This is a genomic window from Rhodococcus sp. 5A-K4 (assembly GCF_046097995.1).
GTDB classification, from domain to species: Bacteria; Actinomycetota; Actinomycetes; order Mycobacteriales; family Mycobacteriaceae; genus Rhodococcus_F; species Rhodococcus_F erythropolis.
The window spans coordinates 112,681-126,301 of record NZ_JBJURM010000015.1 but is presented as its reverse complement, the minus strand read 5'-3'; the positions used below and the strand labels follow the sequence as shown (position 1 = coordinate 126,301).

The window sequence follows — 13,621 nt, the reverse complement described above, 5'->3', positions numbered from 1 at the left end:
GCTGTGTGTTGTTGCGATTGTGTGTTTTGCGGGGTATGTCTTCTATCGCGTGATATTGGACGACTAGGTGAATGTTGATGTACTTCAACAGGTCTCGAGTCTTCATGTTCCCGAAGTTGTCCGCTTTGTCTCTGGCTATCGAAAATATGTTCGATTAAACTTTGAGCATGAACAGTCGGGATGCGTGGCAGCTGGATGGCGAGGACCTCAAGAGTGAGGTTCTCGATCTGGTGCGCGCCCGGCACGAGTTGCAGTCGCGGATGGTGTTGCTGATCGTGGAGATGTTTTCCCGTGAGGTGCTCGGTGGGAAGGGTTTTCGGGCGATCGCGCAGTGGTTGCATGGTTCGACGAATCTCGAGATCGGTGAGTGCAGTCTGCTGGTCGGGTTGGCGCGGTTGTTGATGCTCGAACCTGTTGTCGCGGATGCGTTTCATCGCGGTGATGTGGATGCGTTGAAAGCCCGTCAGGTGGCGTCGTTTTGTCAGCATCCGCCGAAGAACATGACCCTGGCGGATGTGGACAAGGCTCGCGGGATTTTGTTGTCGTTGGCGTCGAAGAACATCGCGGATTGTGATGCGGTGCGGGCGGCGATCCGCCGAATCGAGAAGCAGTACGGCAAGCGTGAGGACGGGGTCCCGGTCGGCGAAGATTCCGAACGTAACGAGTTCTACGCCTCGAAAGGCTTGTACGGGCGGGTGTCTGTGAAGGGTGATCTGGATGCGGTGAACGGGGCGCGGTTGATCACGTTGTTGTCGAGCCTGTCGGCTCCGACACCGGAGAAGGACGGCGTGAAGGACACCCGCACGCCGGCATTACGACGGGCCGATGGGTTTTGCGAGTTGTTGCGCCGGTACGAGCGGGCGGGGTTGGGTCCAATTGAAGGTGGAGTGAAACCACACATCACCGTTACCGCGTCCGCGAAAGACATGACGGACCTTAAAGTTCTGAAAGACCTGTTGCCGTCCACCGAGGAACTGGGGTTCGCGTGGACGGATTGGGTGGGCCCGATCAGTATCGACACCGCCCGGATGCTGGCCTGCGACTGCACCGTGACGCGGATTTTGTTGGATGAGAATGGTGTTCCGCTCGACTGCGGTAAGGAAGCGAGAACGGCGACGGTGCCGCAGCGGCGGGCGTTGGCGGTTCGGGATGGTGGGTGTGCGTTTCCGGGGTGTGGGACGCCGTCGGGGTGGTGCGATGCTCATCATATTGTTCACTGGGGTGATGGTGGCCCAACAGATCTCGACAATCTGATCTTGTTGTGCGGTCATCATCATCGGACGCTGCACCACACCGAGTGGCGGGTGGAGATCGGCCCGGATCGGAAGACGGTGTTCTACCCACCGATGTCGATCGATCCGCACCAGCATCCGATCGGTGGGAACAGTCCGCCCACCGCGGCGTGAATCGCGACAACTGAAGACGTGAGCACCGGGGCACAAGCATGCCCCGGTACTCACGGCTGTCGACCGTCAGAACGTGAGCGTGAGCTTCCCGTTCTCGTCGCTGATATGAACGGTCCGTCCGATCGCCGCCGGGTTGTCACCGCGAAGCTGGGTCAGTTCGGCGGCATTCTCGGGACCGGTGTGACCGGCGACGCGGCCGCCGTCCGGCGTTGTTGCAATCACGAACCCGATCTCAGGCTCCCCGGTGCGACCGTATTCGACAGAGGCAGTGACGATTTCTGCAGTGCCCTGGTAATTGGTGATCAGTTCCGGAGCCTCCGCGGTCAAAGCGCGTGCGTCGGGATCACCGACGTACCCGTCGGCATGAGCGGCGGCCGACAGCAGTACACAGTGCTGGTATGTGAGGAATCCACCGTTGGCGTGGACGAGGGCAAGGTTCGCGCCGTCGCGAATTCGCCTGGTGACTTCAGCGACGGAATGCAGGGTGTAGCTGTTGAGCGGTCCGCCGAAGAACGAGTGACCTCCGGTGACGCTTGGGATCGCGGTATCGGGAAGTCCGAGTTCGCGGATCAACAGCTTGGGCACGATCGGGAAGCAGCTGTAGGCATCGACGATGTCGAGTGCGTCGGCGCCGACTCCGGCACCATCGAGTGTGCGATGTACGGCGTCATGCATCGCGGCCGAGCTGTCGAAGCTGTTGCGGCTGAGGATGTCCAACGGATCACTCGCACCAGCGCCGCCCCAGAGGTACACCAGTTTGCTTTCATCGATCCCGAACTCGCGGGCCGTCGACAACGAGCAGACGACAACGGCCGCAGCCTGATTGACGAAGGGCATGGCGTTGAGCATCAGCGGGTACGGCTCGGAGACCATCCGATTGCCAGGTCCGACGGTGCCGATCTCGTCTGCCGATCGGATCTCCGACGTCCAGGAGGCGGGATTCTTCGATGCCAGTTCCGAGAATGCGGCGTACATCTTCGCGGACCAGGCGAGCGATTCGCGGGCGCCGTGGCCGTCGGCAGCACTGAAACAGTTCTCGAAGAGCGGGTAGACGCGCGTCGGCACGATGAAACCGGCGCGCTGCATTTCAGGGCTTCCCAGGTCGGCCGGATCGAATCCGGGAGGCCCACCGGGCGCAGCGGTCCACCCGATCGAGTCGGGAGCGACTCCGGACTTTCGCAGCGCGGTGCTGCTGGCGTGCGATTCGCCGCCCACGAGCAGAGCAGCCGAGGATTCACCGCGAGCGATGGCCGCGCCGATCCGATCGAGGAGTGCCGCCGGCCAGTGGCCACCGATCGGCGAGGTAGAGGTGACAGTGGGGGTCGCGCCTAATCGTGAGGCAAGCAGCCCGGGGAGATCGTCGTACGACCAGCTGACCGTCTTGATCGCGAACACGGAATCGATCTGTGTTCCCAGCTCAGCGCGTCCACTGTCGTTCAATGCGGCGACGGTGGCGTCGTGAATCAAGTCAAGAGGTTCGCGGTGCCCGTCGGCAGGATTCCAGCGCAGATCGCCGACGCCGACGATGACCGGGATTCGTGATGCGTCAACCATCATGTACCTCTCGTTGCCGACCCGTAGCCGGGAGTTGCAGTCACGATATCGGGGAGCCTGGTATGTGTAACTCTGGGGTCACAGTCAACAATTTTCGGGTTCCTATTTAGGTATGCCTAACGAAAGTCCTATACTCGTCTTCATGACAGCTGTGGCAGAGAGAATTTCGGTGCCCGTGGGGCCGCGTTCCATCGATCACCCCTACTCGATGACAACGGTGACTCTGAAGCTCTCTCATCAGCGGCAGTGGGCCCCGCATCGTCATCCTGAACATGAGCTGATCTGGGGAAACTCCGGTGGAATGCTCACGGTTGTCGCTGACGGCATCACCTGGGAGGTGCCGCCTTCGGCCGGACTGTGGCTGCCTGCCGGTGCGTTGCATGCCGTGAAGGCGGGCCCAGGTACCGAGTTCTTCTGCACGTACTTCCGGCCTGAGGCGCACGCCGCGCCGTCGGGTGTTCCGGGCTTGTTCGGTGTCAGCGCTCTCCTGCGTGAGGTACTCCTGCACATGCATCGGCGGAACATGCCCGACGAGGCGCGCAGTCGCGCCGAGCGGGTGGCCTTCGACATGTTGCAGCCGCTCGAAGTTGCTGCGGTGGAGGTTCCGATGCCGACCGATCCGCGAGCGTTGTTCGTTGCCGAAGCGTTGGTCGCCAATCCGGCAGATCAGCGGTCGCTGTCCGAATGGGCGCTGACGGCCGGCGGTAGCGTCCGTACACTGACGCGTGTGTTCGCTCAGGGTACGGGAATGACCTTTGCGCAGTGGCGAATTCAGGCTCGAGTCCGCGCAGCACTGACTTACCTGGCTGCTGGCGTGCCGGTTTCGGTTGTCAGTAGGCGGGTCGGATACGAAACTCCGAGTGCTTTTGTCGCAGTGTTCCGCCGGGTCACCGGCCGGACACCCGGCAGCATGATGAACAAGGGGAGCGTGGCTCCCGAATCGGTGCCGTATCTCCTGCACGCTTGAGTTGGGTTGCACCGGGCGGAAGTGCCCGGTGCAACTGTCGCGGTCAACGCCGCGGCGCGGACCACGCTTCCCACAGTTCCGCGTACCGACCCCCGAGGTTGACCAACTCGTCGTGAGAGCCGTGCTCGACGACGCGGCCGTCGTCCATCACCAGGATCTGATCTGCGTCGACGGCCTGTGAGAGTCGGTGTGCCACTGTGACAGCAGTGCGACCCCGGGTCAGAGCCAGAGCGGCATCGTCGAGGACCTTGGCTCCGGCGCTGCCCGCTTCGGCGGTCGCCTCGTCGAGAATCAGTAGCGGCGGATCCAGTAATTCGATTCTTGCCAACGCAAGTTGTTGTGCCTGTGTTGCGGTCAGCCGGTGTCCACCGTCTCCGACGACGGTTTCGAGTCCGTCCGGGAGTGCCCGCAGCCAATCGGAGGCGCCGACGGTATCGAGCGCTGCGATGATGTCGCTGTCGGTTGCCGACGGGTCGGCCAGCCGCAGATCCTCGGCCAACGTGCCGGCAAAGACGTGGACCTCCTGAGTCACGAGGGCCACCGCGCTCCGAGAGGTCGACGGTGGCAGTTCGTTCCGGGGCACCGTCCCGATCTTCACGACGCCTTCGGTCGGTTCGTAGGTCCCCGCGACCAGTTTTGCGACTGTCGATTTTCCGGCTCCGGTAGCGCCGACGAGTGCCGTGACGGTTCCTGCCGGAAGGGTGATGTCGATGTCTCGCAGAACAGGAGCGTCGCCGCTTCGGTACGAGAATGTGACGCGTTCCAAAGACGCCGAGCTGTCGACAGGTTCCTGCGGATCGGTCGGTGCGGATGGCACGGGCGCAAGGGTGACTCCGACCAGGCGAGCCAACGCGATTGTGCCTTCCTGTAATTCGTCGAACACGCTGAGAACCGCGCCCACCGGATCGAAGAGGCGGTGGAAGAACAGGGCTGCGGCGGTGGCGGCGCCGATGCTGATCTGACCGTCCTTCACCAGCCAGAAGCCTGTGATCAGCACAGCGGACAGGCCGATGTACTCCGCGATGTTGAGCCGGCCGAAGAATCTGGTGCGTAGACGCGTGGTCAACAAGCTCAGGCGGACGGCGGCCATCGATCGAGATTCGATCTGTTCGAGATGCGGCTGGGCCAGGCGAAGCGATCCGACGGTGTCGGAGTTGCTCAGCGAGTCCAGGAGCTGTTGCGCACGTGCACCTTCTGCCTCCCTCTCCTCGCGGTAGACCGGTGCCGACCTCGAGAGGTACCAGCGCAGCGCCTGGAGCTGGATGGGTGCCGCGATCACCGCGGCGACGGCGAATCGCCAATCGAGGCTACCCAATCCGATCAGCGTCAACACGATGGTCAGTGCCGCGGTGGCAAAAACCGGAAGTGCTTCGGATACGGCCCGGGTCACCAACCGCACGTCGCCGGTGATGCGGGAGACGAGATCTCCGCGCCCGGCGCGTTCGACGTCGCTCTGCGGAAGGTCGAGAACCCGGACGACGACTTCTTCGCGAAGGTCGGCGACAACGCGCTCGCCGACGCCGGCGAGCAGGTAGTTGCTCACTCCGACGAGAAGGGACGAGGCAACCGCGATGCCGACCAACGCGAGAGTCAGTGTGCCGATGCGAGAGACAGCGTCGCCGTCTCCGTCGGTCACGGCGTCGACCATGGCGCCGAGGACCAGCGGTGTGAGCAGACCGATCGCGGTCGCGGCGGTCAGGGTGACGACTGCTGCGATCGCGGAAATCCGGTGGGGTCCCATCAACCGAAGTGCCGCGCGGCGCGCTTGTTTCGGTGTTGCGGTGGGGAGTAGTTCGTTCACAGCTCGATCACCCGATCGCAGATATCGAGCAGCACTGGGCTGCTGGTCAGAAGTATTGTGGCGTGTGCCCCGCGTACCTCGGCGATCCCGCGAGCAATGCGCGCTTCGGTGACGGAGTCGACGGCAGTGGTGGGATCGTGCAGCACCAGGACGGGCGCTTCGCTTGCAAGTGCCCTCGCCAACGCGATGCGCTGACGCTGTCCGCCGGACAAAGAATTCCCTTGCTCGGTGACTCGGGTGGCGAGGCCGAGCGGCAGTGCCGAGATCACTTGATCTGCGGCGGCCGCGGCGATGGCCTCGTCGTTGCGGCGACCGATCGGTGCGAGGGCGTCGATATTGTCGCCAACGGTTCCTATGAACAGTGCCGCGTCGTGCGGTGCTGCCAGAACGTGAGTGCGAAGTTCGTCGATGTGCAGCTCGTGAATGGCGTTGTCGCCGAGATGAATTGTTCCGCTCGAAGGCTCGATTCGACGCGCCAGTGCGTCGACCAACGCATCCGCCCACGCCGCATTCTCGGTGACGATGCCGATGATCTCGCCGCGTTTGACATCGAGATCGACTGGTGACGCTCCGGCCAACACGACGTCGCGCAGCGTCAGGAACTCGGAGTGATTCAGGGGCACAGGTGCACCCGCGGGAGTCACAGCCTCGGTGGTCCCGAGAAGTGCTGCGACGCGGTTGGCGGAAGCACGCGCCCGTGCCAGGCCGGCGCCGAAGTAGATGATGTCGATCAACGGACCGCGAAGGAACTGTGCCAGACCCACCACGGCAACGAATTCACCGACCGAGATGCTCCCGGACGCTGCCATCCGTCCACCCACGTACGCGATGACGGCGAGGAAAGCACCGGCGATCGCAACATTGGCGGCGGAGTACATCGCTTGGTATCTCTGTGCGCGAAGGGTTGCTTCCAACGAAGTCCGGCTGGCTCCCCGATACCGCTGCGCTGCAGCATCTCCGGCGCCGATGCCGGAGAGGATTCGGAGTCCGGAGAGCAGATCTGCGGCCAGTGCACCGGCCTTGGCGCCCTGCCATTGATCGGTTTCGGCTCGGCGTTCGAGCGGCCGACTGACCACCTGCATGAGAGCCAGCACCGGGGGCGTGCCGAGGATGACGAGCAGGCCGAGTGGCACCGAGATCACCAGCAGCGAGATCGCGGCGGTCAGCACTCCGCAGGCGGCCGCAAGTTTGGTGCTCAGCGTGTGGGTGAATCCGGCCACCGAACCCGCGTCGGACGTCGCGATCGAATAGACCTCACCCGGCATGCGCCGCGGTGACATGCCGTGCGGATCGAGGCCTCGGCGCGCGATGTCCATCCGCAAGTGATGTGCCCCGTGCTCGGTGACGGAATCGGAGATGCGTGCCGCGAAGCGCCAACTGAGCAACAAGCCGGTGAAGAGAATTCCGAGAACGAGGATCCACTTTCCGAGTGCGGCGGCATCGCTGGTCGCCACAGCACGGTCGATCACCGCACCGATCACCACCGGCACCAACGCCTCCGCGACCTGGTGGCCGGTGAAGCCGACGGACGCCGCCGCCAGCTTGGCTCCGCGACCTTCGGAAGCGATCGCGCGAGTAATTACCTGGCGCGGCGTGATCGCCGGGCCGGTTGGGGGACCGTTTGTCTCGGCCGAAAGAAGTGGTGTCGAAGGCACTGGGTCCACGCTAGGGATCGTGGGCGGTAGTCAGAAGTCACACCGGTGCCAATACTTGTCGTGAACAGGCCATATGTATTGCGTTGGCCGAATTGCGATAGTAGTTGGCCCCGTTGCAGCGGAGAAGGCATCGACTCATCGACAACACTGCAATAAATTAAGGTCTACCTTACTTAGCGCGGGTTAACTATGTCCGGAAGTCGGATTTGATCCTCGTGTTCGGGTCGGGTTCATGTTCCATCGATGTTGGAGATTGTTGTGAGTCTTGTGTTCGGCGAGGTACTTCACAAGGAGTACGTGACCCCGGGAATGGTTCGTATCGTGTTCGGTGGGGAGGAGCTGACCGCCTTCGAAACCACCGGTACCGGTGACGAATACCTGCGCCTCCACTTCCCGGTCCCGGCTACAGGCGAGTTCGTTCTACCGGCGGAAGATCCGGACGCACCTCGCGGTTGGCGGTACCCGGAGGGCGAGGAACCGTCCCCGTGCCAGCCGTACACCGTGCGACGGTTCGATGCCGAAACCAGCCGAATGACAATCGACTTCGTGGTTCACGAGGGCGGAATCGCCAGCGACTGGGCGCAGAAAGCCGAGATCGGTGACAAGTTGGCGATCGGCGAGTCTCGTGGCCTCTACGAGCCGCCGGCCGACGCACGCTGGCAGGTGTTCGTCGCCGACGCAACCGGACTCCCCGCACTCGGTCGTCTGATCGAACAGTTGCCGGCCGGTATGTCGGCCAAGGCGATCGTCGAGGTGGTGGACGAGTCGCACAAGCAGCAGATCACCTCGGACGCCGACGTCGAGTTCATCTGGCTGGTCGGCAGTGGCAACGGTGTTGCACCGTCGAAGCTGCCGGACGCGGTTCGCGCGATGAACCTGCCCACCGAACTCGGATACGTGTGGGTGGCAGGCGAGAGCACGATGCTCCGTGACATCCGCAAGTACCTTCGCCACGAACTCAAGTTGCCGGGTGAGCAGTACAAGGTCATCGGCTACTGGACCTACAAGGCCGAGGTCTGGAACGCGAAGTACGAGGCCCTCGACGAGAGTGTCCGCGCGGCACTCGATGCGGCCTGGGAATCGGACCGCGACGAGGAAGAGATTCGCGACGAGGTCGAGAAGACTCTAGAGAGCGCCGGCTTGTGACCGTTGGATTGGACAAGAGTGCCGTCGACCAGAGTGCGGCTGACGAGAGAGCCGTCGACAAACACACCGAAGAACTGATCGACGAGTCGCTGCAAGAGAAGCAGAAGCAACCGGACGGCCTGGTATCGACCAACTCTCGTCGTATGGCGGGTCTTCTGGTGTGCCTGGTGGTGCTTGCCGCCGTGCTCCTTCTGAGCATTGCGGTGGGATCGAAGACCATTCCGTTCGGGACCGTGATCGACGCGCTGGTGAACTACGACGACTCGAACGATCACGTGATCATCCGTGACCTGCGGCTGCCGCGTACTCTGCTCGGTCTGATAGTCGGCATGGCGCTCGGCGTGGCCGGTGGCCTCATCCAGGCGATGACACGAAATCCCTTGGCTGATCCCGGAATTCTCGGTGTCAATGCCGGAGCAGGCTTTGCGATGGTTGTCGCCGTCGCGGTCTTCGGCCTGACCAGCATCTGGTCGTACATCTGGTTCGCGTTCCTCGGAGCGGTGATAGCCACGGCGATCGTCTACACACTGGGCTCGATCGGCCGAGGTGGTGCGACGCCCATTCGGCTGACGCTGGCCGGTGTTGCCATCGGCTCCGTGCTCGGCGGCATCTCGTCCGGCATCACCTTGCTCAACCCGACCGCCTTCGACCAGATGCGCCAGTGGAATGCCGGCTCACTCAGCGGACGTTCGTTGGAAATCGTTCTGGCTGTTGCCCCCTTCATTCTCATCGGGCTCTTCCTGGCGCTCGCGTTGGCGCGCCAACTCAACGCCGTGGCCTTGGGTGACGATCTGGCACGTTCGCTCGGTGCCAACATCACTCGTACTCGTATCCTCGGTGTCATCGCGGTGACCTTGCTGTGTGGCGCAGCGACAGCTGCGGCCGGCCCGATCGGATTTGTCGGTTTGATGGTTCCGCACGTCGCGAGATGGTTCGTCGGACCGGATCAGCGATGGATTCTCCCGTACACGTTGGTGTGCTCGCCGATTCTTCTTCTCTTCTCCGACGTCGTCGGCCGAATCGTGCTGCGCCCGGGTGAACTTCAGGTCGGCATCGTCACGGCATTCATCGGAGCTCCGGTGCTGATCATGCTGGTGCGTCGAAGCAAGGTGAGCGGTCTGTGAGCATCGATTTCGGGCGCCCCACCACGGTGGTGCGCTCACCTAAAGAAGGCTGGTCCGCGCGGATCGACGTCCGCACGGTCACGGTTTGCCTCATCCTCGTTGCGCTTGCACTGGCGATCGGTGTCATCGCCCTCGGTAGTGGTGACTACCAGGTGCCGATCGGGGACGTCCTCGGCGCACTGTTCGGCGAAGCGCCCGCGCGTATCCACATGGTCGTCGTGGAATGGCGTCTGCCCCGAGTTCTGTTGGCGCTGATGCTCGGTGCGGCACTCGGCATGAGCGGTGCGATCTTCCAATCGCTCACCAGGAACCCGTTGGGTAGCCCAGACATCATCGGCTTCAACTCCGGTGCGTACACGGGCGCTCTTGTGGTCATCCTCCTCATCGGTGGTACTTACTACGAGATCGCAGTCGGTGCTCTGGTGGGCGGAATCGCGACCGCAGCAGTGGTTTACCTCCTTGCGTACAAGCGTGGTGTGCAGGGATTCCGGTTGATCATCGTCGGTATCGCCATCAGTGCGATGTTGGGCTCGGTCAACACCTGGATGATTCTCAAGGCGAAACTTGACGACGCCATGGCCGCGGCAGTGTGGGGTGCCGGTTCGTTGAACGGTCTCGGCTGGACTCAGGTGTGGCCGGTGGTCGTCGTGCTGGCCATCCTCGTTCCGCTGATCCTGGTGTTGGGCAGGCGGATGCAGATGCTCGAGATGGGCGACGACGCCGCCAAGGCGCTCGGAGTCCGGGCCGAACCCACGCGGCTTTCCCTGGTTGTTCTGGGTGTCGCTCTGACGGCCATGGTGACAGCAGCGGCCGGACCGATCGGGTTCGTCTCGCTGGCGGCTCCGCAATTGGTGAGGCGATTGACCGGTAGTGCCGGAGTGACCCTGCTGCCGTCGGCAGCAATGGGTGGCGCGTTGTTGATGGTCAGCGACTGGGTGGCGCAGCGAGCTTTTGCACCGACACAGTTGCCGGTCGGCGTCGTCACGGTCTCCATCGGTGGCATCTATTTTGTATGGCTTCTCGCGCGAGAGGCCCGTAAGCAGTGATCGGTGAAGGAACGAGGAACAGCGTGAACGAGGAAAGTGCGGCGGGCGTCGTGGCTGAGAAGACGAATCGGCTTCGCGCCGAGGACGTCACGATCGGGTACGACAAGCGCGTCATCTCGGAGCACCTCGACGTCGAGATCCCCGACGGTGGCTTCACCGTCATCGTCGGTCCCAACGCCTGCGGCAAGTCGACACTTCTGCGTGCGTTGTCCCGGTTGCTCAAGCCGACCACCGGCAAGGTTCTTCTCGACGGCAAAGCGATCACGTCGTACCCGGCCAAGGAAGTTGCGAGGCGGCTCGGGCTTCTGCCGCAGACGTCGATCGCCCCGGACGGTATCAAGGTCGCCGATCTGGTTGCGCGAGGACGTTATCCGCATCAGAAGCTGATCCGTCAGTGGTCGCGAGAGGACGAGGCCGCCGTCATCAAGGCGATGGAGGCAACCAAGGTCACGGATCTGTCGGCAAGGCCGGTCGACGAACTGTCCGGTGGTCAGCGCCAACGTGTCTGGGTCGCGATGGTTCTCGCGCAGCAGACTCCGTTGGTGCTGCTGGACGAGCCGACGACGTTCCTCGACATCGCGCATCAGATCGAGCTTCTGGAGTTGTGCCGCGATCTGAACGAGAACGACGGGCACACGCTGGTGGCTGTGCTTCACGATCTCAATCACGCGTGCCGCTACGGAACTCACATCATCGCGATGAAGGACGGCGCCGTGGTCGCCGAAGGCCCGCCCGCGGAGATCATCACCGAAGAACTGGTGCAGGAGGTGTTCGGCATGGCGTGCCGCATCATCGACGATCCGGTTTCCCACACACCACTTGTCATTCCGCTGGGACGCGAGCGTCAGCGAAACATCGAAGGAGCAAAGGTATGACACTCGTCCTGGATACGCAGGTCACCGATTCGGAGTGGGCTCAGATCGTCGACCGCATTTCACGGCGCCGATTCTTCGGTGGCGCAGCCGGTGTGGCTGCAGCACTGGCGCTGAGTGCGTGTGGAACTTCGGATGCCGAGTCGGACTCGGCCAGTGACACTCTCCCGTACACGTGGGGCGAGTTCAGCGGCGACGTTCCGCGCGACCCCAAGCGTGTTGTGGTGCTGGACGGACGCGTCGACCTCGAATTCGCGATGATGATGGATTACCCGATCGTCGGTTCGGGGAACTTCTGGTTCCCCGATGCCAAGGCAGGATTTCAGTTTCCCGGCCGCACCATCGAGGACGCGAGCTTCGTCAACGTAGCCGGCGACTTCTCCACCAATTTCGAGGCTCTGCTCGCTCTCGAGCCCGATCTGATCGTCATCACTGCGATCGGCTACACGAGCGACTGGTACGGCACCGAGCGCTTGTCTTCGATCGCGCCGCTGTTGGTCGTCGGCGACGACGTCGAACCGATCGCCGGACACCCGGTCGACTGGCGAGGTGCGCTGATGGCGCAGGCGAGCCAACTCGACCGTGTGGCAATCGCCGAGGCTTCCATCGCGGAGTACGACGGCAAGCTCGCGAGACTGCGACCCATGTTGCAGGAGAAGCTGGGCGGAAAGAAGATCGTATTCGGCGTTCAGACGCCGACCGGATTCCTTGTGCATCAGCGGAATCTGCGGATCAGTGTTGCGATCGATGCCGGCCTGGACGTGCTTTTCCGTGACGACGACAATGCAGAGAACTCGTTCGAGTTGTCGTTCGAGCAACTCGACACCTTGGCTCCGGCGGATGTGATCATCGCCCAAGCTCGCGATCAGGAAGCACTCGACGCGATCAAGACGCAGCCGACATGGCAGCGGTTGCCTGCAGTTCAAGCGGGCAACGTGTTGACCAGCGACGCGCGATACAACCAAGGATTTGCGCTCACCGCGGCCATCTTCCTCGACGTTCTTGAGGAAGCGGCCGGGCGAATCACTGCTGGGCAGTAATTCAGGCGACGTTGCGGGCCTGGTCGAGTAGTTGTGCAACCTGCTCGAACCAGGCGCCGTAATTGGCGTAGGTGTTGGGACGCTTGTCGTCGAAGTCGATCACCTGGTTCGCGGTCACCGCGGGCAGCTTGACGAACACGGGTGATACTGCGAATGCTTCTGCCGACTTCGCGAACTGGAACACGATGTCCGCCGGGTAATCCGGGACCTGCTCCCAGCTGAGGTCGGCCCAGCCTTTGTCGCCTCCCGGTCCGGTGAACTTCACACCGAGTTCTTTCAGATAACCGAACTGGGCGAGCGCCGTTGTGCCTGCGTACAACTCGGAGCTGTCACCGTTCAGGGCGAGGACTTCGATGTCGTCGACCTTGGCCGCGGCAGTTCGGATGCGCTCTGCACCGGATTCGAATGCTTCCTTGCCCTCGCGTGCTGCGGCTGTGTCGGTGTTCCCGCCGAGAGCTTCGGCGAGTGCGGCGTATTCGCTCAACACGTCCGGTGTCGAGGCTCCGGAGAACTTGACGCCGACAAACGGTGCAACATTGTTGACGGTGTTGCCCATCGGCTCGTCCCACCAAGTCCATCGCGTCGGGTCGTCGCTGTTGCCGTACCCGATGACGAGGTCGGGGTCCAGTGCCGCAAGTGCTTCCGCGCTGAGTTCGCCTTCACGGCCGACGACCGTCATGGTCGACTCGTCGGCATGATCGGTGACGTCGGGATTGCCGACGCCGTAACCGAAGATGCCGACCGGCCGAATACCGTAGTCCCACAGCGCCGCTGCGGAATACGCGTCGACGACGATCCGCTCCGGGGCGTGATCGAGGGTGATCGTGTTTCCGTATCCCGTTGTGTAACTCCAGGACTGGTCGGCAGTTCTGGTCTCGGTAGAAGGTGATGCGTCGCTACTTCCGCAACCGGTGAGTAGGAGTGTGGCGACGGCGGGTAGTGCGGCGAATCCGGCGAACCGGCGGGTGAGTTTCATGAAAACCTTCCGAACATGGCGAACTAAGCTAGGT

11 protein-coding genes are annotated in these 13,621 nt (G+C 62.8%); 7 read left to right on the top strand and 4 right to left on the bottom strand.

The window, feature by feature from the left end; translation table 11 throughout:
- The first annotated feature begins 167 nt into the window (after positions 1–167).
- Complete coding sequence (locus ACKAMS_RS20115; RefSeq protein WP_408989436.1) at positions 168–1,406, top strand: DUF222 domain-containing protein; 1,239 nt, start codon at positions 168–170, stop codon at positions 1,404–1,406.
- A 66-nt stretch (positions 1,407–1,472) separates the two neighbouring features.
- On the opposite strand, the gene ACKAMS_RS20110 is transcribed toward ACKAMS_RS20115, so the two are convergent.
- On the bottom strand, positions 1,473–2,963 hold the full coding sequence (locus ACKAMS_RS20110; protein ID WP_408989435.1) for an acetyl-CoA acetyltransferase: 1,491 nt from the start codon (positions 2,961–2,963) through the stop codon (positions 1,473–1,475).
- Between the two features lie 139 nt (positions 2,964–3,102).
- Between ACKAMS_RS20110 and ACKAMS_RS20105 the strand changes: the two genes are divergently transcribed.
- A complete protein-coding gene (locus ACKAMS_RS20105; protein WP_408989434.1) occupies positions 3,103–3,927 on the top strand; it encodes an AraC family transcriptional regulator in 825 nt (274 codons plus the stop codon).
- 43 nt (positions 3,928–3,970) lie between these two features.
- Here ACKAMS_RS20105 and ACKAMS_RS20100 read toward each other — a convergent pair whose 3' ends face one another.
- The gene (locus tag ACKAMS_RS20100; RefSeq protein WP_408989433.1) at positions 3,971–5,728 is read right to left on the bottom strand and encodes an ABC transporter ATP-binding protein; all 1,758 of its coding nucleotides are present in this window, start codon (positions 5,726–5,728) and stop codon (positions 3,971–3,973) included.
- Entirely contained in the window at positions 5,725–7,383 is a 1,659-nt protein-coding gene (locus ACKAMS_RS20095) for an ABC transporter ATP-binding protein (RefSeq protein ID WP_408989432.1), read from the bottom strand. The genes ACKAMS_RS20100 and ACKAMS_RS20095 overlap by 4 nt, the downstream gene beginning before the upstream one ends.
- A 258-nt stretch (positions 7,384–7,641) precedes the next feature.
- Between ACKAMS_RS20095 and ACKAMS_RS20090 the strand changes: the two genes are divergently transcribed.
- The 5 genes from ACKAMS_RS20090 to ACKAMS_RS20070 are packed head-to-tail and all read left to right on the top strand — an operon-like array spanning position 7,642 to position 12,611.
- Entirely contained in the window at positions 7,642–8,529 is an 888-nt protein-coding gene (locus tag ACKAMS_RS20090) for a siderophore-interacting protein (RefSeq protein WP_020970316.1), read from the top strand.
- Positions 8,526–9,653, top strand: a complete 1,128-nt coding sequence (locus ACKAMS_RS20085; protein ID WP_020970315.1) for a Fe(3+)-siderophore ABC transporter permease — start codon at positions 8,526–8,528, stop codon at positions 9,651–9,653. The genes ACKAMS_RS20090 and ACKAMS_RS20085 overlap by 4 nt, the downstream gene beginning before the upstream one ends.
- Entirely contained in the window at positions 9,650–10,699 is a 1,050-nt protein-coding gene (fepG, locus tag ACKAMS_RS20080) for an iron-enterobactin ABC transporter permease (RefSeq protein ID WP_019744683.1), read from the top strand. The genes ACKAMS_RS20085 and fepG overlap by 4 nt, the downstream gene beginning before the upstream one ends.
- Positions 10,700–10,722: 23 nt before the next feature.
- On the top strand, positions 10,723–11,574 hold the full coding sequence (locus ACKAMS_RS20075; protein ID WP_050768703.1) for an ABC transporter ATP-binding protein: 852 nt from the start codon (positions 10,723–10,725) through the stop codon (positions 11,572–11,574).
- A complete protein-coding gene (locus ACKAMS_RS20070) occupies positions 11,571–12,611 on the top strand; it encodes an ABC transporter substrate-binding protein (RefSeq protein WP_408989431.1) in 1,041 nt (346 codons plus the stop codon). Before ACKAMS_RS20075 ends, ACKAMS_RS20070 begins: the two co-directional genes overlap by 4 nt.
- Before the next feature lies 1 nt (position 12,612).
- Here ACKAMS_RS20070 and ACKAMS_RS20065 read toward each other — a convergent pair whose 3' ends face one another.
- Entirely contained in the window at positions 12,613–13,587 is a 975-nt protein-coding gene (locus ACKAMS_RS20065) for an ABC transporter substrate-binding protein (protein ID WP_408989430.1), read from the bottom strand.
- Positions 13,588–13,621 lie beyond the last annotated feature (34 nt).